This is a genomic window from Marinobacter sp. KM021, from assembly GCF_050707965.1.
Lineage (GTDB): Bacteria > Pseudomonadota > Gammaproteobacteria > Pseudomonadales > Oleiphilaceae > Marinobacter > Marinobacter shengliensis.
The window spans coordinates 1,717,552-1,740,829 of record NZ_CP136129.1 but is presented as its reverse complement, the minus strand read 5'-3'; the positions used below and the strand labels follow the sequence as shown (position 1 = coordinate 1,740,829).

The 23,278-nt window shown below is 55.3% G+C and carries 13 protein-coding genes, 2 tRNA genes and 3 rRNA genes; 11 read left to right on the top strand and 7 right to left on the bottom strand.

Annotation, left to right across the window (positions count from 1 at the left end; translation table 11 throughout):
* Window positions 1-247: 247 nt before the first annotated feature.
* The gene (gene purL, locus RVM24_RS08225) at window positions 248-4,153 is read left to right on the top strand and encodes a phosphoribosylformylglycinamidine synthase (RefSeq protein ID WP_431475235.1); all 3,906 of its coding nucleotides are present in this window, start codon (window positions 248-250) and stop codon (window positions 4,151-4,153) included.
* A 434-nt stretch (window positions 4,154-4,587) separates the two neighbouring features.
* Window positions 4,588-4,899, top strand: coding sequence for a YqfO family protein (locus tag RVM24_RS08220; protein WP_061333142.1), 312 nt, complete (start codon window positions 4,588-4,590; stop codon window positions 4,897-4,899).
* Here RVM24_RS08220 and RVM24_RS08215 read toward each other — a convergent pair whose 3' ends face one another.
* Window positions 4,900-5,448 (bottom strand): NUDIX hydrolase, encoded by a 549-nt coding sequence (locus RVM24_RS08215; protein ID WP_061333143.1) that lies wholly within the window; start codon window positions 5,446-5,448, stop codon window positions 4,900-4,902.
* Between the two features lie 95 nt (window positions 5,449-5,543).
* Between RVM24_RS08215 and RVM24_RS08210 the strand changes: the two genes are divergently transcribed.
* From RVM24_RS08210 to rrf, 9 genes are all read left to right on the top strand, one after another.
* Window positions 5,544-6,125, top strand: a complete 582-nt coding sequence (locus RVM24_RS08210; RefSeq protein ID WP_061333144.1) for an NUDIX hydrolase — start codon at window positions 5,544-5,546, stop codon at window positions 6,123-6,125.
* A gap of 17 nt (window positions 6,126-6,142) precedes the next feature.
* On the top strand, window positions 6,143-6,670 hold the full coding sequence (locus RVM24_RS08205) for a gamma carbonic anhydrase family protein (RefSeq protein ID WP_431475234.1): 528 nt from the start codon (window positions 6,143-6,145) through the stop codon (window positions 6,668-6,670).
* Window positions 6,671-6,672: 2 nt separating this feature from the next.
* Window positions 6,673-6,855 (top strand): DUF1289 domain-containing protein, encoded by a 183-nt coding sequence (locus RVM24_RS08200; protein WP_072676999.1) that lies wholly within the window; start codon window positions 6,673-6,675, stop codon window positions 6,853-6,855.
* Between the two features lie 22 nt (window positions 6,856-6,877).
* The gene (purT, locus tag RVM24_RS08195) at window positions 6,878-8,080 is read left to right on the top strand and encodes a formate-dependent phosphoribosylglycinamide formyltransferase (protein ID WP_431475233.1); all 1,203 of its coding nucleotides are present in this window, start codon (window positions 6,878-6,880) and stop codon (window positions 8,078-8,080) included.
* A 496-nt stretch (window positions 8,081-8,576) separates the two neighbouring features.
* Window positions 8,577-10,117: ribosomal RNA gene (locus tag RVM24_RS08190) — 16S ribosomal RNA — on the top strand.
* 245 nt (window positions 10,118-10,362) lie between these two features.
* Window positions 10,363-10,439: transfer RNA gene (locus tag RVM24_RS08185), tRNA-Ile, on the top strand.
* A gap of 117 nt (window positions 10,440-10,556) precedes the next feature.
* Window positions 10,557-10,632: transfer RNA gene (locus tag RVM24_RS08180), tRNA-Ala, on the top strand.
* 310 nt (window positions 10,633-10,942) lie between these two features.
* Window positions 10,943-13,834: ribosomal RNA gene (locus tag RVM24_RS08175) — 23S ribosomal RNA — on the top strand.
* A 106-nt stretch (window positions 13,835-13,940) separates the two neighbouring features.
* Window positions 13,941-14,054 (top strand): 5S ribosomal RNA (gene rrf, locus RVM24_RS08170).
* Together the 16S, 23S and 5S rRNA genes with 2 tRNA genes alongside form the textbook arrangement of a ribosomal RNA operon.
* A 57-nt stretch (window positions 14,055-14,111) precedes the next feature.
* On the opposite strand, the gene RVM24_RS08165 is transcribed toward rrf, so the two are convergent.
* From RVM24_RS08165 to RVM24_RS08140, 6 genes are all read right to left on the bottom strand, one after another.
* Window positions 14,112-14,864: a response regulator gene (locus RVM24_RS08165; RefSeq protein ID WP_431475232.1), complete on the bottom strand. Its 753-nt coding sequence runs from the start codon at window positions 14,862-14,864 to the stop codon at window positions 14,112-14,114.
* Window positions 14,865-15,029: 165 nt separating this feature from the next.
* Window positions 15,030-15,710 (bottom strand): sensor histidine kinase, encoded by a 681-nt coding sequence (locus tag RVM24_RS08160; protein WP_431475231.1) that lies wholly within the window; start codon window positions 15,708-15,710, stop codon window positions 15,030-15,032.
* Window positions 15,707-17,350, bottom strand: a complete 1,644-nt coding sequence (locus RVM24_RS08155; protein ID WP_431475230.1) for a response regulator — start codon at window positions 17,348-17,350, stop codon at window positions 15,707-15,709. The genes RVM24_RS08160 and RVM24_RS08155 overlap by 4 nt, the downstream gene beginning before the upstream one ends.
* Window positions 17,347-20,865, bottom strand: a complete 3,519-nt coding sequence (locus RVM24_RS08150) for a PAS domain-containing hybrid sensor histidine kinase/response regulator (protein ID WP_431475229.1) — start codon at window positions 20,863-20,865, stop codon at window positions 17,347-17,349. The genes RVM24_RS08155 and RVM24_RS08150 overlap by 4 nt, the downstream gene beginning before the upstream one ends.
* 27 nt (window positions 20,866-20,892) lie before the next feature.
* Window positions 20,893-21,399, bottom strand: a complete 507-nt coding sequence (locus tag RVM24_RS08145) for a hypothetical protein (RefSeq protein ID WP_286250458.1) — start codon at window positions 21,397-21,399, stop codon at window positions 20,893-20,895.
* Window positions 21,400-21,502: 103 nt separating this feature from the next.
* Window positions 21,503-23,272: a sodium:solute symporter family protein gene (locus tag RVM24_RS08140; protein WP_106693663.1), complete on the bottom strand. Its 1,770-nt coding sequence runs from the start codon at window positions 23,270-23,272 to the stop codon at window positions 21,503-21,505.
* Window positions 23,273-23,278: the final 6 nt, after the last annotated feature.

Genomic DNA, 23,278 nt, shown 5'->3' with positions numbered 1-23,278 from the left:
CAATGTTCAGGAGGTTGTGACCGGGTCACTGTTTTTCCTGTTTTATGATGCCTGAGGCTTTCCATGCTTCTGGCCAATGATCCCCTGAGACGTCAGCGGGGTCAATCAAACTGATTAATTACTGTGCAAAACAATGTTAATTGTACAGCCGCTAAAGAACCTACCTTGCGCTGTATCCTGCGTTCGGTTTCAAGTATCATGGCGGCCTTTCAGACGTCCCCCGATTCGCGCGATACAGGTTGATATCATGCTTGAACTTCGCGGCGCTCCCGCGCTCTCGCCTTTCCGTTCCAGAAAGCTGCACTCCCGGATTCAGCAACTTGTTCCTGATGTGGAGCATGTGTACGCAGAATTCATGCACTTTGTGGATCTCGATGCCGACCTTTCCGATGCGGAACAGGCAATACTTGATCGCCTTCTGACCTACGGACCCAGTGTCGAACTGGAGCAGCCAGATGGTGTTTTGTTTCTGGTGGTCCCGCGCCCAGGCACACTTTCTCCGTGGTCCAGTAAGGCTACCGATATCGCTCGCAACTGTGGCCTGCGACAGATTCGCAGAATTGAACGCGGTATCGCTTACTACGTTCGCTCCTCCAGCAAGCTTGGCCTCGAACAGCGAGAAAAAATTGCAACCCTGCTGCATGACCGCATGACCCAGAAAGTATTCCATGAGACGGGTGGCGCCGAGTTGCTGTTCAGTCATGACGAGCCCCGGCCCCTCGGCCGGGTGCCGGTGCTGGCCGGTGGCCGGGGTGCTTTGGTTGAGGCAAACGGGCGCCTCGGCCTTGCCCTGGCCGACGACGAGATCGATTACCTGGTAACGGCGTTCACCGACCTTGAGCGTGATCCGACGGACGTCGAGCTGATGATGTTTGCCCAGGCAAACTCGGAGCATTGCCGCCACAAGATCTTTAACGCCTCCTGGGATATTGATGGCGAAGGCCAGGAAAAATCCCTGTTTGCAATGATCAAGAACACCTTCGAGATGAACAGCGAAGGTGTGCTCTCTGCCTATAAGGACAACGCTGCAGTTATTACTGGTAGCGAGGCGGGCCGTTTCTTCCCGGCACCGGAAACCGGTGTTTACAGTTATAACCGGGAGCCGGTGCATATTCTGATGAAGGTGGAAACCCATAACCACCCGACTGCTATCTCACCCTTTGCCGGCGCCGCAACAGGCTCCGGTGGCGAGATCCGCGATGAAGGTGCGACCGGTCGTGGTTCCAAGCCCAAGGCGGGCCTTGCAGGCTTTACCGTTTCCAACCTTAATATTCCGGGCGACGAGCAGCCTTGGGAGTTTGGTTATGGCAAGCCGGACCGGATCGCCTCGCCGCTGGATATCATGATTGAAGGTCCCATCGGTGGTGCCGCTTTCAATAACGAGTTTGGCCGGCCCAACCTGGCGGGTTACTTCCGTACCTTTGAAGAGAAGGTTCCCGGTGCGGCGGGTGAAGAAGTGCGTGGTTACCACAAGCCCATCATGATTGCCGGCGGCCTGGGTAACATTCGCGAGAATCACGTCGAGAAGGGCAATATCCCGGTCGGCGCCAAACTGATCGTGCTGGGCGGTCCTTCCATGTTGATCGGACTTGGAGGTGGCGCTGCGTCCTCCATGGATTCCGGTTCCAGCAATGAGAATCTGGATTTTGCGTCGGTTCAACGGGACAACCCGGAGATGGAACGCCGTTGCCAGGAAGTGATTGACCGTTGCTGGCAGATGGGGGAAGACAACCCGATTTGCTTCATCCACGATGTGGGCGCGGGCGGTCTCTCCAACGCCATGCCTGAACTGGTCAAAGATGGGGGCCGGGGCGGCAAATTCGAATTGCGTGACATCCCGAGTGACGAGCCGGGCATGTCACCCCTGGAAATCTGGTGTAACGAATCCCAGGAACGCTACGTGATGGCCGTGGCACCGGAAAATCTGGACTTGTTCGATGCCCTTTGCCGCCGTGAGCGCTGTCCTTATGCCGTGATCGGTGAAGCTACCGAAGCGCATCATCTGGAACTGGGTGACTCCTATTTTGATGACAAGCCTGTCGACCTGCCAATGGAAGTGTTGTTTGGCAAACCGCCGAGAATGCATCGCAGTGTTGCGCGTTCGTCGTTTACCAAACCGATCTTCGATTCCACCAAGATCGATTTGCACGACGCCATTCGTCGCGTACTCCGCTTGCCGTCGGTGGGCTCCAAGAGCTTCCTGATTACCATCGGTGACCGAACCATCACCGGGCTGGTCGCCCGTGATCAGATGGTTGGGCCCTGGCAGGTGCCGGTCAGCGATGTGGCGGTTACTGCGGCATCCTTTGACGTACGCACCGGTGAGGCTATGGCCATGGGCGAGCGCACGCCGCTGGCGGTGATTGACGCTCCGGCTTCAGGCCGAATGGCCGTAGGTGAAGTGATTACCAACCTGGCGGCGGCGGCAATCGGTAAGCTCTCGGACATTCGTTTATCGGCTAACTGGATGGCCGCGGCTGGTCACCCGGGTGAAGACGAGAACCTGTACGAGACCGTAAAAGCGGTTGGCATGGAATTGTGTCCGGACCTGGGTATTACCATCCCGGTGGGTAAAGATTCCATGTCGATGAAAACCACCTGGGAAGAGGACAACGGTGAGCAGAAGAGTGTTACCGCACCGCTGTCTCTGATTGTCAGTGGTTTTGCGCCGGTAACCGACGTTGCCCGTACACTTACTCCGCAGTTGCGATCGGATGCCGGTGAAACAGACCTTATTCTGATTGATCTGGCCGCCGGCCAGAATCGCCTTGGTGGCTCTGCACTGGCGCAGGTGTACCGTCAGGTTGGCGCGGTAGCGCCTGATCTGGATGATCCGGAAGATATAAAGGCTTTCTTTGCAGTCGTGCAGGGCTTGAACGCCGACGGCAAGCTGCTGGCTTACCATGACCGCTCAGACGGTGGTCTGTTTGTCACGCTGGCGGAAATGGCGTTTGCAGGCCGGACAGGTCTGGACATCAAGCTGGATGGTCTTGCCGAAGACAGCTCCCAGTTTGCCCGTGAGCTCTTCAACGAAGAGCTGGGCGCTGTGATCCAGGTTCGCCGTGACGACACCAGCTTTGTCCTGCAGCAGTTCTCGGCCGCCGGCCTGGGCGACCATACAAGCGTTGTGGGCACACTGAATGACAAGGACCGCGTGCGCCTGACATTCGGTGGTGACACCGTGGTGGATGAATCCCGTACCGAGCTGCAGCGTCTGTGGGCGGAAACCAGTTACCGTATCCAGTCGCTGCGGGATAACGCGGACTGTGCCCAGGAAGAGTTCGACAACCTGCTGGACGAGAACGACCCGGGGTTGAGTGTTGAGCTTAGTTACGACATCAATGAAGATATTGCTGCGCCGTATATCAGTACCGGTGCACGCCCGAAGGTTGCGGTGCTTCGGGAGCAGGGCGTTAACGGCCAGGTTGAAATGGCTGCAGCGTTTGATCGGGCTGGTTTCGAGGCAGTAGACGTCCATATGAGCGATCTGCTGTCCGGTCGCATTACGCTCGAGACATTCCAGAGCCTGGTTGCCTGTGGTGGCTTCTCTTACGGCGATGTTCTGGGCGCCGGTGAGGGTTGGGCCAAGTCCATTCTGTTCAATGATCGGGTGCGAGATCAGTTTGCTGCCTTCTTCAACCGTCAGGACACTCTCGCGTTGGGCGTTTGCAATGGTTGCCAGATGCTTTCCAACTTGCATGAACTGATTCCGGGAAGCGAAGGTTGGCCGCGTTTTGTACGTAACCAGTCCGAACAGTTTGAGGCCCGCCTGGTCATGGTGGAGGTGGCGCAGTCACCGTCTGCGTTCCTTGATGGCATGGCCGGTTCTCGCATGCCGATTGCCGTTGCCCATGGTGAGGGTCGAGTGGAGTTTGCCTCTGGTAATTCGGCTCAGTCCCTTGCAGACAGCGAGTTGGTGGCCATGCGGTATGTGGACAACCGGGGCCAGCAGACCGCGCGGTATCCGTACAACCCCAACGGTTCAGAGGCTGGCATTACTGGTGTTACTTCCCGGGATGGCCGGGTGACCATCATGATGCCGCACCCAGAGCGTGTTTTCCGGGCGGTGCAGCACTCCTGGCGGCCAGATGACTGGCAGGAAGATGGTCCCTGGATCCGCATGTTCAGGAATGCGAGGCGCTGGCTTGGCTGATTAAGCCAGTCAATCCGGGCGTGGTGGAAACCGGTCTGCAGAGTGTCCCTGACGGGGCATTTCTCGGACCGGTTTTTTTATGCTCAATGATGAGGCTTGCTGCGCAAAAAGTGAGCAAATAAAATCTCTAAAAGTTCTGAAATTTGTCAGTCAAGGCCTTGACTAGAGAACTTTATGCACATTCCTGGTGCTTTGCTGGCTGAACTGTGAACAAAGTCCAAGAATTGCGTTCATTTTTTGCTCTAGCATCGTAAGATATTGAAAAATATAAATAAAAACAAATGGGCGATTTTGTCGCCAATTTGAGGGGAGGTCAGTAACTGTGGGGGTTGGAGGCCGATTCCCAAAAACTTTCCCCAGAGTTATCCACAGATTCTGTGGGTAAGTTTGTAATGCCTTGTTCCGGATAAAAGTTGACCAATTTGAGGGTGACTATGTACAAGCTTTGCTACTTCGTACCGGAGAGCCATCTTGAGCAAACCAAGCAGGCATTATTTGATGCTGGCGCGGGAAAAATCGGGGATTACGACAGCTGCGCATGGCAGTGTGAAGGCGAGGGGCAGTTCCGACCCCTGGCGGGGAGCGATCCGTTTCTGGGAAGCCAGGGAGAGCTTGAGCGTGTTAGGGAATTCAAGGTGGAACTGGTGTGTAGCGACGAGCTTATCAAGCCTGCAGTCTATGCACTCAAGCAGGCCCATCCTTACGAGGAGCCCGCCTATGAGGTGTATCGCCTGGAAACGTTCTGATCAGGCTTTTTTCGCCATTGGGTGGCGAATATCGGTGACATGGACGTTGTAGGATTCAGACTTCATATCCGCAAGGAACAGCTCAAGGGTCTTGCGCACCGTGGGGAAAGATATCTCATCCCAGGGAATATCGCCGGGTTCGAACAGCTTTGATTCCAGCGATTCTTCTCCGGCGCCGAATAGGCCGTCTTTAAGTGTGGCACGGTAGAACATGTGGACCTGGTTGATGTGCGGAACATCAATGATGGAGTAAAGCCCCTGAATGTCCACATCCGCCAGTGCTTCCTCGCGGGTTTCCCGGGCTGCTGCTTCTATCGTCGTTTCTGCATTTTCCATAAAGCCTGCCGGCAGCGTCCAATAGCCATACCGGGGTTCGATGGCTCGGCGACATAGCAGGATTCTGCCTTCCCATACGGGAACCGTACCGGCGACAATCCGCGGGTTCTGGTAATGTATGGTCTCGCAGCTGATGCAAACATAACGGTGCCGATTGTCGCCTTCGGGAATGCGTTGCTCAACCGGTTGGCCGCAAGTGCTGCAATACTTCATCGTTTTCCCCGTATACTGAGTGTCCGTTGGTAGTCAGTTTAACGATCCGGACTGCCTGTGTCTCACTCAATATCAGGAAGTTGCCGGAGTAAAGAGTGCAAGACCTGTTAACCGAGCGATTGTCGAATTACGCGCCCAGACAACTGGCACTGGACTACCCTGAAGCCGGTATCCTGGTGCCCATTACGGATAACGAGCGTGATCCGGAGATGATTTTTACCCTGAGGTCATCCAACCTCAAAACACATCGGGGTCAGGTGGCCTATCCCGGCGGCAAGCGGGATCCTGACGATGCCTCCCTGATTGCAACCGCACTGCGTGAAACCCACGAAGAAATCGGTCTGCCCCCGGATCAGGTAAAGGTCATTGCGCCGTTAAGTCAGGTTATGTCGTTGCACCGTATTCTTGTCACTCCATACGTGGGCGTTGTGCCTGGCGATCATCCCCTGGAGCCGAACCCCCACGAGATCGAAAGTGTCTTCCGTGTTCCGATCTCCTGGCTCCTGGAAGATCGAAGGGAGCGTACCGACACGCTCAGTTTTCTGAACAGCACTCTTTACGTGCCCTGCTATCGTTGGCAGCAGTATCAGATATGGGGGTTGTCGGCGGTGGTGCTGGTCGATTTTCTGAATGCTGTGTACGATGCCGGAATCGATATTCTCGAGCCACCCCGTTGAATTAGCCGGAGAGATTGATGTTTTACAGAATTGATCAATACCAGCCAGAAAAAGAAGGCGATGGCCAGTTTGTCGCCCACAACGCCTCGGTGATCGGGCGCGTAAAGCTGATGGAAAAATCGAGTATCTGGTTCAATGTTGTCATTCGTGGTGATAACGAACTGATTACGATCGGCCCCGAATCGAACATACAGGATGGCTCAGTACTGCATACCGACCCGGGCATTCCGCTAACCCTTGGGCGTGGGGTGACTGTTGGCCACAAAGCCATGCTGCACGGATGCCAGATTGGCGACTACACCCTGGTTGGGATCAATGCGGTGATTCTGAACGGCGCGAAGATTGGCAAACACTGTCTGATCGGAGCAAATACTCTGATCCCAGAGGGTATGGAAGTGCCGGATGGCTCGATGGTAGTGGGCTCTCCAGGGAAAATTCGCCGCGAACTCAACGATAACCAGAAAAAGATGCTCGAGTTCAGCGCAATGCACTATGTAAAAAATGCAGAGCGCTACCTGTCGACACTGACAAAGGTGGATATCTGAAGATGAAGGTGGCCGACAAGGTTCGATCGCCATGCGTGAATGTTTGCGCGCTGGATGAAAATGACATGTGTATCGGTTGCCAGCGCACAGGGGATGAAATCCTCCGCTGGACCACCATGAGTAATGACGAGCGACGGGAGGTTCTGCTGAAAGTGGCGGAACGGGAAAAGCAGGTCGCACTCTGACAGTAACAGGACATCAAACTATATGACTGGTTCAAACAGAACGGTGCGTATCGGCACGCCTCTGAAGTCATCGGCTACCCGTGTGCTTTTTTGCGGTGCCGGGGAGCTCGGTAAAGAGGTGGTTATAGAGCTGCAACGTTTCGGCATAGAAGTGATTGCAGTCGACCGATACGAGAATGCGCCCGCCATGCAGGTTGCGCATCGGAGCCACGTTATCGATATGCTGGATGGTGCAGCGTTGCGCGCCATCGTTGAAGCGGAGAAGCCGGACCTGATCGTTCCGGAGATTGAGGCGATTGCCACCGCCGAGCTGGTCCGGTTGGAGGAAGAAGGCTACAACGTGGTGCCCACAGCCCGGGCGGTTAATCTGACCATGAATCGCGAAGGTATCCGCCGGCTTGCGGCTGAGGAGCTTGGGCTAAGCACCTCCAAGTACCGGTTTGCCGGTACCAGGGAAGAGTATCTGGCTGCCATTGATGAGGTCGGGGTGCCATTGGTGGTGAAGCCAGTTATGAGCTCGTCCGGTAAAGGGCAGAGTACGGTGAAGAGTACAGCGGAGGTAGAGGCTGCTTGGGAGTACGCCCAAACCGGTGGTCGGGCTGGCAAGGGTAGGGTGATCGTCGAAGGCTTTGTGGACTTCGACTATGAAATCACCTTGCTGACGGTCAGGCATCGCGATGGTATTTCATTCTGTGATCCAATTGGTCACAGGCAGGAAGACGGCGATTACCGTGAGTCATGGCAGCCACACCCTATGTCCGATGCGGCGTTTACCCGAGCAACAGAGATTGCACGGGCAGTGGTAGAGAATCTGGGTGGCTACGGTATCTACGGTGTTGAGCTGTTCATTAAGGGTGACCAGGTATGGTTCTCGGAGGTTTCTCCCAGACCCCACGATACTGGCCTCGTCACCTTGATGTCCCAGGACCTTTCGGAGTTCGCGTTACATGCCCGCGCCATTTTGGGTATGCCCATCCCTGCCATTCGCCAGCAGGGCCCAACCGCGTCGGCGGTCATCCTGCCGGAGGGAGATTCCGGTAACGTGGTGTTCTCGGGGCTGGAACATGCCCTGGCAGAGCCTGATACCCAGGTTCGCCTGTTCGGTAAGCCGGAGTTGAAAGGGCGTCGACGTATGGGCGTTGCCCTCGCTAAAGGCAGTACCATAGAAGAAGCGCGCCAGCGTGCAATCAAGGTAGCGCAGCAGGTTAAAATGGAGCTAGACTGAGAGACTGGATAAGGGCTTTGTGAGGGCTGGAAAGGAACCTTCCGAAAAAAGTTCAAATCCACCGTTGACTCCTCGGCTGAGGTCTGTAGAATGCGCATCTCGCTTGAGGGGCTGGCCACTGAGAAGAGGCAAAACCTCAGCGATAACTGCTTGAAAGCACTGAAGAAAAAGTTCGAAAGATTCTTCAGAAAGCGGTTGACAGGAAGGCGGTTCAGTGTAGAATGCGCACCTCGAAACAGGCAGTAAGCCGGGCAGTTTTTCGGCGGTTTTCGGAAGCGGAAACAGCGAAAAATAAACGGTTGACAGGGCAGCGGAACGATGTAGAATACGCGGCCTTGATTGAGCAACAGCTCAAACGCTCTTTAAAAAGTTAACCAAGTAATTCGTGTGGGCGCTGGCCGAGGTATTTCGGATACGAAATATCAGGACAGTGACTCGTCGAAATTGAGTTTTGTCTTGAGCAAGAATTAAGAACTTTCGGGTTCTTGTATGATTTAAACTGAAGAGTTTGATCATGGCTCAGATTGAACGCTGGCGGCAGGCTTAACACATGCAAGTCGAGCGGTAACAGGGGGTGCTTGCACCCCGCTGACGAGCGGCGGACGGGTGAGTAATGCTTAGGAATCTGCCCAGTAGTGGGGGATAGCCCGGGGAAACCCGGATTAATACCGCATACGTCCTACGGGAGAAAGCAGGGGATCTTCGGACCTTGCGCTACTGGATGAGCCTAAGTCGGATTAGCTAGTTGGTGGGGTAAAGGCCTACCAAGGCGACGATCCGTAGCTGGTCTGAGAGGATGATCAGCCACATCGGGACTGAGACACGGCCCGAACTCCTACGGGAGGCAGCAGTGGGGAATATTGGACAATGGGGGCAACCCTGATCCAGCCATGCCGCGTGTGTGAAGAAGGCTTTCGGGTTGTAAAGCACTTTCAGCGAGGAGGAAGGCTCTGAAGTTAATACCTTCAGGGATTGACGTTACTCGCAGAAGAAGCACCGGCTAACTCCGTGCCAGCAGCCGCGGTAATACGGAGGGTGCAAGCGTTAATCGGAATTACTGGGCGTAAAGCGCGCGTAGGTGGTTAGGTAAGCGAGATGTGAAAGCCCCGGGCTTAACCTGGGAACGGCATTTCGAACTGTCTGACTAGAGTGTGGTAGAGGGTAGTGGAATTTCCTGTGTAGCGGTGAAATGCGTAGATATAGGAAGGAACACCAGTGGCGAAGGCGGCTACCTGGACCAACACTGACACTGAGGTGCGAAAGCGTGGGGAGCAAACAGGATTAGATACCCTGGTAGTCCACGCCGTAAACGATGTCAACTAGCCGTTGGGACTCTTGAAGTCTTAGTGGCGCAGCTAACGCACTAAGTTGACCGCCTGGGGAGTACGGCCGCAAGGTTAAAACTCAAATGAATTGACGGGGGCCCGCACAAGCGGTGGAGCATGTGGTTTAATTCGACGCAACGCGAAGAACCTTACCTGGCCTTGACATCCAGAGAACTTTCCAGAGATGGATTGGTGCCTTCGGGAACTCTGAGACAGGTGCTGCATGGCCGTCGTCAGCTCGTGTCGTGAGATGTTGGGTTAAGTCCCGTAACGAGCGCAACCCCTATCCCTGGTTGCTAGCAGGTAATGCTGAGAACTCCAGGGAGACTGCCGGTGACAAACCGGAGGAAGGTGGGGATGACGTCAGGTCATCATGGCCCTTACGGCCAGGGCTACACACGTGCTACAATGGCGCGTACAGAGGGCTGCCAACTCGCGAGAGTGCGCCAATCCCTTAAAACGCGTCGTAGTCCGGATCGGAGTCTGCAACTCGACTCCGTGAAGTCGGAATCGCTAGTAATCGCGAATCAGAATGTCGCGGTGAATACGTTCCCGGGCCTTGTACACACCGCCCGTCACACCATGGGAGTGGATTGCACCAGAAGTAGTTAGTCTAACCTTCGGGAGGACGATTACCACGGTGTGGTTCATGACTGGGGTGAAGTCGTAACAAGGTAGCCGTAGGGGAACCTGCGGCTGGATCACCTCCTTAAACGAAGCCGAACGCTTCGGTCAGAGTCCACACGAATTACTTGGTTGGCTAATAAAGAGAGCAAAAGGGTCTATGCAGGCCCGATATCGGTTTGCCACAAACACTGAGTCAGTCTCGGGGTTTGGCGCCGGATTCGGATCGGCTGGCAAGGCGCAGGTTGAGTGAAAGAGGGAGCGTACACACGTACGTGACCGATTGAGCGAAAGCTGCAACGCAGTCCAGGCGGTTCGAAGACAAGCAAAACCGGGTCTGTAGCTCAGGTGGTTAGAGCGCACCCCTGATAAGGGTGAGGTCGGTGGTTCAAGTCCACCCAGACCCACCAGAATTTCACTGCTCGTCGTTGTCGAAGCACTTGCATAGCAGGCTATGCGGCGCACTTCGACGCCTAGATCAGCAAAATTCTGGTCTATTGACGATAGCAGAGCTCAAGAATGATTCTGGGGCTATAGCTCAGCTGGGAGAGCGCCTGCCTTGCACGCAGGAGGTCGGCAGTTCGATCCTGCCTAGCTCCACCAAATATTTACTGACTAACCGAAGATGGGTTAGCAGTGTACAGAAACGAATGTTTCATATCGATGAAGCCTTCCTTTCTGATCACTGGGTCAGATTTGCTCTTTAACAAATTGGACGAGATAGAACACGAATAGATTTCTCTCATTATCTCCGAGAGAAACTGTTCAAAGTGATAGCGATTTCAAGCGTTATCCGGTGTTGTCGTTGAAGTGGTTGTTATATTGCTTCAAGTGGCTGTCTCGAAACAGGGTTCTGTATCAGGCTTGCCTGGTAAAGGATGCTGAATCGTGATCAGTTGTCTTGGGGTTATATAGTCAAGCAACTAAGCGCATACGGTGGATGCCTTGGCAGTCAGAGGCGATGAAAGACGTGGAAGCCTGCGATAAGGTTCGGGGAGCTGGCAAACGAGCTGTGATCCGGACATCTCTGAATGGGGAAACCCACCTGGTTTCGGCCAGGTATCTTGCACTGAATACATAGGTGTAAGAGGCGAACCGGGGGAACTGAAACATCTAAGTACCCCGAGGAAAAGAAATCAACCGAGATTCCCTAAGTAGCGGCGAGCGAACGGGGACCAGCCCTTAAGCTGGACAACTGGTAGGAGAAGGCTCTGGAAAGTGCCGCCATAGTGGGTGATAGCCCCGTATCCGAAACCTGAGTCCAGTGAAATCGAGTAGGTCGGCGCACGAGAAACGTTGACTGAACATGGGGGGACCATCCTCCAAGGCTAAATACTCCTGACTGACCGATAGTGAACCAGTACCGTGAGGGAAAGGCGAAAAGAACCCCTGTGAGGGGAGTGAAATAGACCCTGAAACCGTATGCGTACAAGCAGTCGGAGCAGACTTGTTCTGTGACGGCGTACCTTTTGTATAATGGGTCAGCGACTTATGTTCAGTGGCGAGGTTAACCGTTTAGGGGAGCCGTAGGGAAACCGAGTCTGAATAGGGCGAATTAGTCGCTGGGCATAGACCCGAAACCGGGCGATCTATCCATGAGCAGGTTGAAGGTGCCGTAACAGGCACTGGAGGACCGAACCCACTGTCGTTGAAAAGCCAGGGGATGACTTGTGGATCGGAGTGAAAGGCTAATCAAGCCCGGAGATAGCTGGTTCTCCCCGAAAGCTATTTAGGTAGCGCCTCGGACGAATACCACAGGGGGTAGAGCACTGTTTCGGCTAGGGGGTCATCTCGACTTACCAACCCGATGCAAACTCCGAATACCTGTGAGTACTATCCGGGAGACACACGGCGGGTGCTAACGTCCGTCGTGAAGAGGGAAACAACCCAGACCGCCAGCTAAGGTCCCAAAGTACCAGTTAAGTGGGAAACGATGTGGGAAGGCTCAGACAGCTAGGAGGTTGGCTTAGAAGCAGCCATCCTTTAAAGAAAGCGTAATAGCTCACTAGTCGAGTCGGCCTGCGCGGAAGATGTAACGGGGCTCAAACTGGTCACCGAAGCTGCGGCTGCATACTTTGTATGCGGGGTAGGGGAGCGTTCTGTAAGCCTGCGAAGGTGTGTTGAGAAGCATGCTGGAGGTATCAGAAGTGCGAATGCTGACATGAGTAACGACAATGCGGGTGAAAAACCCGCACGCCGGAAGACCAAGGGTTCCTGCGCAACGCTAATCGGCGCAGGGTGAGTCGGCCCCTAAGGCGAGACCGAAAGGTGTAGTCGATGGGAAACGGGTTAATATTCCCGTACCTTGGATAGCTGCGATGGAGAGACGGAGAAGGCTAGGTGAGCCGGGCGACGGTTGTCCCGGTTTAAGCGAGTAGGGAGTGGACTTAGGCAAATCCGGGTCCACAATCCTGAGACGCGACGACGAGTGCCCAAGGGCGCGAAGTCATTGATGCCCTGCTTCCAGGAAAATCTTCTAAGCTTCAGGCTATTCGAGACCGTACCCCAAACCGACACAGGTGGTCAGGTAGAGAATACCAAGGCGCTTGAGAGAACTCGGGTAAAGGAACTAGGCAAAATGGTGCCGTAACTTCGGGAGAAGGCACGCCGGTGTGTACGTGAAGCCCCTGCGGGTGGAGCGGAAGCCGGTCGAAGATACCAGGCCCCTGCGACTGTTTATTAAAAACACAGCACTCTGCAAACACGTAAGTGGACGTATAGGGTGTGACGCCTGCCCGGTGCCGGAAGGTTAATTGATGGGGTTAGCATTCGTGCGAAGCTCTTGATCGAAGCCCCGGTAAACGGCGGCCGTAACTATAACGGTCCTAAGGTAGCGAAATTCCTTGTCGGGTAAGTTCCGACCTGCACGAATGGCGTAACGATGGGGGCGCTGTCTCTACCCGAGACTCAGTGAAATTGAAATCGCCGTGAAGATGCGGTGTATCCGCGGCTAGACGGAAAGACCCCGTGAACCTTTACTATAGCTTCACAGTGAACTTTGAGCATGCTTGTGTAGGATAGCTGGGAGGCTTTGAACCCGGGACGCCAGTTCCGGTGGAGCCAACCTTGAAATACCAGCCTGGCATGTTTGAGGTTCTAACTCTGACCCCTTATCGGGGTTGAGGACACTGTGTGGTGGGTAGTTTGACTGGGGCGGTCTCCTCCCAAAGCGTAACGGAGGAGCACAAAGGTGGGCTAAGTACGGTCGGACATCGTACGGTTAGTGTAATGGCACAAGCCCGCTTGACTGCGAGACAGACACGTCGAGCAGGTACGAAAGTAGGTCATAGTGATCCGGTGGTTCTGTATGGAAGGGCCATCGCTCAACGGATAAAAGGTACTCCGGGGATAACAGGCTGATACCGCCCAAGAGTTCACATCGACGGCGGTGTTTGGCACCTCGATGTCGGCTCATCACATCCTGGGGCTGAAGCCGGTCCCAAGGGTATGGCTGTTCGCCATTTAAAGTGGTACGCGAGCTGGGTTTAGAACGTCGTGAGACAGTTCGGTCCCTATCTGCCGTGGACGTTGGAGATTTGAGGAAAGCTGCTCCTAGTACGAGAGGACCGGAGTGGACGAACCGCTGGTGTTCGGGTTGTGTCGCCAGACGCATTGCCCGGTAGCTATGTTCGGACAGGATAACCGCTGAAAGCATCTAAGCGGGAAGCCCCTTCCAAGATGAGATCTCCCTGAGGCCTTGAGCCTCCTGAAGAGCCGTTCAAGACCAGGACGTTGATAGGCTGGGTGTGTAAGCGCTGTGAGGCGTTGAGCTAACCAGTACTAATTGCTCGTGCGGCTTGACTATATAACACCCAAGACAATTGCGGATAACGCAGAGCAGGGCAAACGCCAGGCTCCATAGAAATCAACATCACGTTCCATCTCGTCCTTCCCAGTGATCATCCGTTTTGCCTGACGACCATAGCGGTCTGGAACCACCTGATCCCATCCCGAACTCAGAAGTGAAACAGACCAGCGCCGATGGTAGTGTGGTTCGCCCATGTGAGAGTAGGTCATCGTCAGGCTCTTAATACCAAAAGCCCCAGCATCCTTGATGTTGGGGCTTTTTTATTTTGGGCCCGTTATCGGCTGATCAATTCGATCACCCCACCTACAATGCTGTGCATCAATTCAAACTGTTCATTGGTGTGCTCAATGTGATTGTCCAGGATGTTGGCCTGCCAGCTACTAACCCATACTAGCGCTACGACCAGTAACACTGCCGTCGCCATCAGCCATCGGATGCTTCGGCTTTGACGGTTGATGCGATCGGTGTGTTGGCGTTGGGCGTTTTCGCTGGCTTGCCTGAGCTCCCTTAACTCTTCCTCGAGCTCTTCGTAGGCTACTTCCAGGGTCGACATCCGGCCGGTGAGTTTACGGGTGGCCTGCTCGGTATTCTCATGCGCTGTTCGGCCCGTTTCCTCGACGGCGATTCTGAAAGCCTCGCTGTATTCGGGCTCCGGGCTGTTAACCAGCAGGGTATCCAGAGTTTTCTGCAGGTGCTCGCGATCAATCTGCTTGCGAATAACGCCAGCAGCGCCAAGGGTCTTTGCTTCGTCAATATAGCGCTCGGCGTTCTGTGAGGTGTACATGAAAACCGGTATGTCGCGTGTGTGTGGCTGGCCTTTGAGTTGCTCCAGAGCCTGGAATCCATTCATGCCCGGTAGAAGGTGATCCAGAAAGATAACGTCATAGGACTCGTGTTGGAGTAGCGAGAATGCTTCCTCTGCAGTCGAGACTCCTTTGCTACTGATGTCTGATCGTTCGAGCAGTCTGGCCAGGATGATCCTGGCAGTCGACGAGTCTTCGATAATCAGTGCATGCGCCCGTGCCATTGAAAGTGTTCTCCCTGTCCTTGCTCCGCCATCACGATTCTGTAGCTGCATGAGTAATGCAGGATTGCTTGTCGCACTATAAGCGGAGTTCAAAAAATATACAGGGGAGAGGGCGCCAGAAAGTCAGTTTTGCGACGCTCTTTTGATTTTTATAGGAAAATGAGATCAGGGCAGCCAGATTTCAAACACCCCGCCACCATATTTCCCTCCATTGTGTAGCGTTATCGAACCTGTGCGGTCGCCTTCCGTATGCAGCTTGGCAACGGAAGACGCGAAGAAAAGACCAAGGCTTGTGCTGCCACTGTTGAAGTCGAGAGATTTGAAGCTGAGCGTTCCGGTATGTTGCATGCTCTCCGGATAGCCTGTGCCGTCATCTTCCACACCAATCACGAGATAGCCATCCTGTTCCCGGGCGGTCAGGCGTATTCTGGTTTTGGTATAGCGGATGGCGTTATTGATGGTGTTGTTAAGCACCCCGGTAAGCAGATCGTCATCGAAGAAACCATTAATGCCATCGGCTTCGATGGCGTAATCAATGCCAAGGCCCTCAAGCAGGGGAACGTGTCGTGCCATGTGCTCGGAGAGAAAATCCGGTACAAAGTGTTCATCAATATGGGCTGACAGATTGTTCTCACCTAGCCGATAGATGCCCAGAAGCTGCACAAGGTCATTGTGCATGCGCTCGGCCTCGTACTGCAGCATGTTGAACTTGCTGGAGCCGGACAGTGACTCTTCATGCTCGGTACGGAGTTCATCAAGGGTGTTCAGCAGCATGCCCAGGGAGTTTTTCATGTCATGCACAGCGGAAGCCAGCACCATTGAAAAGTCGATATTGTGGTCAGTCATGCAGTCAGTCCTTTCAGTTTTCTGGCCAGTGCGCTGTAACGGCGGTGCTGTCTGTGTTGTTCAGGCAGACCTTCGAGCCGCCTGAGGCGTTCCGTGCAGGTAGTGAGCAGGCTATGATCGTCAGGAGCCTGGTCATACTTTCTCAGTAACACCTGAATCAGGTTGAGATTCAGGGCGGCATGGTCCGGTACGATCGCCAAGGCTCGGTTGAAAGCCTCTACCGCACCGTCCAGATCGCCGGATTCGAATGCTTTGATTCCATCCCGGTTGTATCCACGGGCCTCTATTTTCTGGCGGAAGCCAACGGGTTCATCGAGGAGGTTTTCAATTTTCTGCAGAGTTTCCGGGTTGTCACCGTAACGGGCCGCCAGATCCGACAGCAACGATTTGGCCTCTTCATCCCGCCCCAACCTGAACAGGGTCTTGGCATAGTCGAGGCCCAGATCCGCAGGGATGTCTTCCAGTGTTTCCAATTCCGCCTGTAAGTCGCCTAGCAGCTTTTCTGCAGCTTTCTGGTTGCCCTGCCCGGCGTGAACCCGGCACTGCACAATACGACTTTTCAGACCAATGCTGTCGTCGTCGGAGAACCGCTTTTCCATTTTTGACAGCACGCTCAGGGCCTCTGCCGCATGTTCCGCACCTTCGGCTTCCGGATGCCCTTCGCTGAGGTCGGAGAGGCTTTGGGCCAGCGACAGGTAGTGCTCAGAGTTATCGTGAATCGAATAGGTTCCCAGCGTCACGGTCTGCCGCCAAGCCTGTGAGGCGGTGTCTATGTCCTGGTTGGTACTGGCCAGTAGCGCCAGGTGTTTCTGGCGCAGCAGGGCGTTTGGTGAGTGCTCTGCGGCTTTCTCCAGGATTTGCTGCGCCTGTACCACTTTGCCCTGTTTTTCCAGCCCTTCGGCCAACAGGTCGTAGGCTTCCATGTAATCAGGGTGTTTGGCGATCAGTGCTTTCAAGCCTTCCACCGAGTCGTCAAAGTTTCTGTTACCCAACAATACCTTGCAACGGCCCAGCCGAGCCCAGGAAAGCTCCCGCTGCGCAAGTACCTCGTCATACACTTTCAGGGCGTGTGACATATCGCCGACGGTGAAATACAGTTCGCCCAGGGTTTTCATCAGCCAGGTTTTGTACCTTGGTTGTTTGGGCAGAAGCTGTAGGCATTGCGAAATGGCCTCTGGGTAGTTCTCCCGATCCATTTCACGGGTAATCGGTAGCAAGGCATTACGTTGCTGAACCAGAGCGCCAAGGCGCTTCTCCAGCATGGCCCGGTTCAGCGGCTTGGTCAGGTAAGCGTCCGGTTGGTATTCACGGGCGCCCATGACCATCTCTTTGGACGTTTCGGCGGTCACCATCAAGAACAGGGAGGAACGGCTCAGAAGCTTCTTGTGTCGGAGCTCTTCAAGAATATGCTGGCCGTTCTTGCCTTCCCCCAGGTTGTAGTCGCACAGGACAACATCCACGTGGCTGTACGTGCAGTACTGGATGGCCGGGGTGGCGTTAGCCACCAGCTCGATTTTGTCTGCGCCACAGCTTCTGAGCATCTGGCGCATCGATAGACGGAAGTTTTCGAAATCATCAATCACCAGGAAGGTGAGTTTTCCAAAGGGGTTGATCGCGTCTTTCCTGTCGGTCTGGTTCATGCGCGCTTCTGTTTAAGTAGTTTGTTGACGAGCGCTCTCAGTGCCGCCGGTTTAACCGGCTTGTAGAGAACCTGATAGCCGCGGTTTCCGGCGTCTTCGCGTACCTCTGGCGCCATATAACCGGTAATCAGGATGCCCGGTATGCCATGGCCAAGTTTGTCTCTGATGCTGTCCATGGCATCCAGTCCATTGCGGTTATCATCAAGCTGATAATCGGCAAGTATAATATCCGGTAGGCGGTCTGCCAGTTTTTCCAGGGCATCTTCCAGGCTTTCGGCTGCAGTCACATCACACTGCCAGTTACCCAGTAACGCGACCATACCCTGCAGTATGGCGGGATCGTTATCGATACACAGAACATGCAAGCCACCCAGACTGGATACCCGCCTTGTACTGGTGCCGGGTTTATTGGATTCGGCGCGGCTCAGGTCTGGCGGCGCAAGTGGTACGGTGATACCGAAAACGCTTCCTTTACCCTGAACCGAGTGCACGGTGACCGGGTGGTTCAGCATTCCGCTGATGCGATCCACAATGGCCAAGCCAAGACCCAACCCCTTCTTGTCACGGCCATGCTGGAAGCGCCGGAACTCCTCGAAAACATGGGTAAGCTGGTCTTCGGACATTCCTGGGCCGGTATCCCAGACCTCAATGCGCAGGTAGCCTTTTAGCCGACGGCAGCCCATCAGGATCTTGCCGCTGGCCGTGTAGCGAATAGCGTTGGACAGGAAGTTCTGGACTACCCGGCGTAGCAACTTGACGTCTGATCGCACCCAGGCGCTGCTCGGAACAACATGCAGGTCCAGTTCCTGGTCTTTGGCGATAGCAGAGAACTCCGTCGCCAGGTGGCGGAGCAGTTCGTTGACCGGAAATACGCCGATATCCGGTTCGAGTGCCCCGGCGTCCAGTTTGGAGATATCGAGGAGGGTACTGATGATCTCTTCCGCGGCCCCAAGTGAACTGTCGATGTGCTCAACCAGTTCACGGGTATCACCTTCAATAACCTTGCCTGACAGGGCGGAGGTGAACAGCCGTGCCGCATTCAATGGTTGAAGCAGGTCGTGGCTGGCCGAGGCAAGAAACCGGGTCTTGCTCTGGTTGGCCTGTTCCGCGACCGATTTTGCTTTTAGCATCTGTTCGTTTATCACCTGCAGTTCCTGAGTACGTTCCCGTACCCGTTGCTCCAGGTAGATATTGGTCTCTTTCAGGGCCTGCTCGGTGCGACGCATGGCTGTGATGTCCTGGAACGTGGTGACATAGCCACCTCCGGGGATGGGGCTGCCATCCACCCGGACAACGGTGCCATCCGGGCGCTGGCGTTCGTAGGACATGGGTTTGCCCTCTCGCATGCTGTTGCAGCGGTTGTCGATGATGTCATCTATGCGCCTTGCGGACAGGTTGGCGTTGGTCAGGTTGTAACGCATCAGGTCTTCAACCGGCCGGCCAACCCGGACAAATCCTTTCGGGTAATTGAACAGCTCCAGGTAGCGGTGGTTCCAAACCACCAACTGCTGTTGATGATTGACCACAGATACACCCAGGCTGATGTTCTCGATTGCGGATTGCAGCAGCTCGCGGCTGAAGGTCATGGCCTGAGACGCTTCATCTACGATGCTGACCACATCCTCGATCTGCATATCCCGCCCGGTCAGGGTGGACTCCAGGACGACACGGGCTGTAGACGCACCAATAACCGAGGCCAGTTGGCGCTCGATGTATTTCATCAGGTGGGTAGAGGCGGGCCGGTGCGGGTACAGCCTGATGGCGTTGCGGCGCTCGTAATTGCGGAAGACGCTCTCGGAGCGTTCCTCACCCATGAAACGATCGGTCAGGGCCTGGAGATCGGAGGTCAGGACTTCGCCCTGCCAGCTCTGATGTTGTGCGCTTTCCGGTTTTGGCTGGGCTTCATGGAAGAAGGCGGCAATCTGGATTCGTTCGCGGATGCGCTGCCGGGTTACCAGTGACAGCAGGATGTAGGTGCCGGTGTTAATGCCGAGGCTCCAGATAATGCCGTGGCTGATCTGGTCCAGCTCAGAGCCGAACAGGGCTGTCGGGCGGGTCCAGTTCAGGCCAAACAGCCCCTGTTCGATCAGCGTGTCGGCAATCCAGCCGGTGGACACCAGGGCTGGCAACAGCAGGGTGTAGCACCACATCAGGAAGCCAAGACCGAGGCCCCAGGCGGCCCCGGTAAAATTCCCGCGCCGCCAGATGATGCCGCCCACCAGGGCTGGCCCAAACTGGGCGGCGGCGGCAAAGGACAGCAGGCCGAAAGCGGTGAGGCTGTAATCGGCGCCCGCCATCCGGTAAAAACCGTAAGCGGTAAACAGCACGACAAAGATGGCCACCCGGCGAATGGTGAGCAGAAGGAAGCTCAGGTCTGTCCTGCGGTTCATGCCGGGCCGGAAAAAACGCAACAGCCCGGGCATGATGATTTCGTTGCTGACCATGGTGGCAATGGCCACAGAACAGACAATAACCATGGCCGCTGCGGCTGAGCCGCCGCCGAGGAAGGCTAGCACGGCCAGCCACTGCTCACCCGCTACGATGGGCAGTTGCAGGATGATAATGTCGGGATCACCGCCGGCGAGATCGGAGTTCAGTAGTCCGGCAGCTGCAATGGGCAGAACAAAGGCGCTGGCAATGACCAGGTAAATCGGCATGGCCCACCGCGCTGTCTCAAAGTCACGGTGATCAGCATTTTCCACAACCATGACGTGAAACTGGCGGGGAAGGCAGACAATCGCCAGCATGGCGACCAGGGTTTGAGTGAGGAACGCAGGTGTCTCGAGGGAACTGGTGGTCAGGGTGCCCACCAGGTCGGCCTGTTTCACCCGGCTGAACAGGTCTCCAAAACCATTATAAAGGCCGTAACCAACAAACAGGCCAACGGCGATGAAGGCCACCAGTTTGATCAGTGATTCAAAGGCGACCGCCTGGATCATGCCTCGATGATGCTCGGTTGATTCAAGGTGTCGGGTGCCGAATAACACGGTAAAGACGGCCAGCGCCAGGGTGATGTACCAGGCGGAATCATTCCAGGCAGCCGTGCTCAGTTCCTGGTAGCCGATTCCCCCCTCGGTCAGTACGTTAAAGCCTAGCGCAATGGCTTTGAGTTGCAGGGCGATATAAGGAACGCTGCCAATCAGGGCAAAGATGGCCACCATGGCCGCCAGCACCTGGGACTTGCCGTAACGGGAGGCGATAAAGTCGGCAATGGAGGTGCTGTTGTTGCGTTTACTGATGTAAATAATACGCCGCAGAAGCGGTGCAAAGAACAGGAATACCAGTAGCGGCCCCAGGTAGATGGGAAGAAAGGCAAAGCCTTCCTGGGTGGCTCGCCCCACGGCACCGTAGAATGTCCAGGAGGTAAAGTAGACCGCCAGTGATAGAGCGTAGATGTGGGTTCGCGCCAGCCTGCGTCGATACAATCCCGGGTGTCGGTCACCCGCCCAGGCAATGACGAACAACAGGGAAATGTAGCTAATGGATATAACTATCAGCAGCCAGGCGCTAATCATGCTTTGTTGTTATCCGGTTATCCGATGTCAGTTACCGCACACGGTTCTGTAAAGAGGATCGTTTGCGGTCAGCAACTTCATATTGTCCACCCGTGGCACGCCATCTGAACCAAGGGGAACCAGCTCCCGGCTCTGGCAATGGATCAGGTGAGCCCGGTGTGATACGGCGTCTGTCACGGTTTGCTCAAATCGGTAGAGGGTGAAGCGAACAATATCGTTGTCGCTGGTGTCCCGGCGGAAATCACTCGTGTCGACGGTGGAGAAGGCGGTGACATAGGGAAATACGAAGGTCCAGGGACGGAAGAAAATCTTCTCCTGCTCAGTCGCCACGACAACCGCTTCTTCAGGGAGTAATGATCGCTTGTGGTCATACCAAGAATATTCGCCATAAACAAGGTAGCCGAGCATGCCGGCACCTGCAAACACTGGAATGATCCATCGGGGTGCACGCTTTGCGGTGGCGGCGCGGATGCCCATGGCGATGCCTGCAGCCCCGAGACCGCAAACAATAGTGGCAACAAAAGTCCAGAACATAGGATTGGATTCCTTAACTCAAAAAAGAACGGGCTCCCTCAGTGAGGAAGCCCGTTCGGTCTCAACCCGTCATTAGTTTCAATGAATCAGGCTGTCTTTCAGCTTAGTGGTCTTGAGCGCTGCCGGCACCGCGTGGGTAACGGACGCTTTCAACCAGCTCCTGGATTTCAACAGGCGGCTCGGCAGTCACTTTGGATACCCCGAAGGCTACCGCAAAGTTGACCAGAGCACCAACCGCACCGATGGACAGCGGGGAGATACCCAGCACCCAGAACTCGGCGGTATCCGGCAGGTTGTTGGTGCCCGGAATGAAGAACCAGCCCTTGTAGATGAAGATGTAGACCAGTGTGAAGATCAGACCGGACAACATGCCCAGGGTTGCGCCTATGTTGTTCACACGCTTGGAGAAAATACCCATCATCAGCGCGGGGAACAGGGAGGCCGCAGCGATACCAAAGGCCAGAGCGACCACCTGTGCCGCGAACCCGGGCGGGTTGGCGCCTAGCCAGGTGGCGACGACGATGGCAACGGCCATGGAGATCCGTGCCGCCAACAGTTCGCCCTTATCGGTGATGTTGGGGTTGATTCGGCCTTTGATCAGGTCGTGACTCACCGCCGAAGAAATAGCCAGCAACAGACCTGCCGCCGTTGACAGAGCCGCAGCCAGACCACCGGCAGCAATCAGACCAATAACCCAGCCGGGCAGGTTGGCGATTTCCGGGTTGGCCAGTACCAAGATGTCGTTGTTAACAGACAGCTCGTTGCCTTCCCAGCCGCGCTCTGCTGCGGTGGCTGCGAAATCGGCGTTGCCGTCGTTATACACCTGGATGCGGCCATCGTTGTTCTTATCCTCGAACTTGATCAGGCCAGTTTCTTCCCAGGTGGCAATCCAGGCAGGACGCGCATCATATTCGATGGGCTGGGCTGCAGTGCCTTCCGGGTAGATGGTGGTCATCAGGTTCAGACGAGCCATGGAAGCAACAGCCGGAGCAGTCAGGTACAGCAGGGCGATGAAGACCAGGGCCCAGCCGCCGGACCAACGAGCGTCAGCTACCTTGGGAACGGTGAAGAAACGGATGATAACGTGGGGCAGGCCAGCCGTACCGATCATCAGGGACAGGGTAAACAGAACCATGTTCAGTTTATTGTCGATGTCCGCCGTGTATTCCCGGAAGCCAAGGTCGGTGACCACCATGTTCAGTTTTTCAAGCAATGGCAGGCCGGATTCAGTATGGGTTGAGAACATACCGAACATCGGGATCGGGTTGCCGGTCAGCTGCAGGGAAATGAACACCGCCGGAATGGTGTAGGCGATGATCAGAACGCAGTACTGGGCCACCTGGGTGTAGGTGATGCCTTTCATGCCGCCGAGCACGGCGTAGATAAAGACCACAACCGCAGCGATCATCAGGCCGTTGGTAGCCTCTACTTCCAGGAAGCGGGAGAAGGCAACACCAGCACCGGCCATCTGGCCAATTACGTAGGTCACAGACGCGACGATCAAGCAGATTACCGCCACCAGACGTGCGTTTGGACTGTAATAGCGATCACCGATGAATTCGGGAACCGTGAACTTGCCGAACTTACGCAGGTAAGGAGCCAGCAGCATGGCCAACAGAACGTAACCGCCGGTCCAGCCCATCAGGAACGTGGAGTTAGCATAACCACCGGCGGCGATCAGGCCCGCCATGGAAATGAAGGACGCGGCAGACATCCAGTCGGCACCGATCGCCATACCGTTGGTGACCGGGTGAACGCCGCCGCCGGCAACGTAGAAATCGCTGGTGCTGCCGGCTTTCGCCCACACAGCGATCAGGATATACAGGAGGAAGGAACCCCCGACGAAAAGCAGGTTGATTGCAAATTGGCTCATGGTGTC

Bases quoted from the DNA above. Each gene is read 5' to 3' on its own strand.
- RVM24_RS08140 (WP_106693663.1), bottom strand. From the start codon at position 23,272: ATGAGCCAATTTGCAATCAACCTGCTTTTCGTCGGGGGTTCCTTCCTC.
- RVM24_RS08155 (WP_431475230.1), bottom strand. From the start codon at position 17,350: ATGAACCAGACCGACAGGAAAGACGCGATCAACCCCTTTGGAAAACTC.
- RVM24_RS08160 (WP_431475231.1), bottom strand. From the start codon at position 15,710: ATGACTGACCACAATATCGACTTTTCAATGGTGCTGGCTTCCGCTGTG.
- purL (WP_431475235.1), top strand. From the start codon at position 248: ATGCTTGAACTTCGCGGCGCTCCCGCGCTCTCGCCTTTCCGTTCCAGA.
- RVM24_RS08165 (WP_431475232.1), bottom strand. From the start codon at position 14,864: ATGGCACGGGCGCATGCACTGATTATCGAAGACTCGTCGACTGCCAGG.
- RVM24_RS08150 (WP_431475229.1), bottom strand. From the start codon at position 20,865: ATGATTAGCGCCTGGCTGCTGATAGTTATATCCATTAGCTACATTTCC.
- RVM24_RS08220 (WP_061333142.1), top strand. From the start codon at position 4,588: ATGTACAAGCTTTGCTACTTCGTACCGGAGAGCCATCTTGAGCAAACC.
- purT (WP_431475233.1), top strand. From the start codon at position 6,878: ATGACTGGTTCAAACAGAACGGTGCGTATCGGCACGCCTCTGAAGTCA.
- RVM24_RS08200 (WP_072676999.1), top strand. From the start codon at position 6,673: ATGAAGGTGGCCGACAAGGTTCGATCGCCATGCGTGAATGTTTGCGCG.
- RVM24_RS08215 (WP_061333143.1), bottom strand. From the start codon at position 5,448: ATGAAGTATTGCAGCACTTGCGGCCAACCGGTTGAGCAACGCATTCCC.
- RVM24_RS08205 (WP_431475234.1), top strand. From the start codon at position 6,143: ATGTTTTACAGAATTGATCAATACCAGCCAGAAAAAGAAGGCGATGGC.
- RVM24_RS08145 (WP_286250458.1), bottom strand. From the start codon at position 21,399: ATGTTCTGGACTTTTGTTGCCACTATTGTTTGCGGTCTCGGGGCTGCA.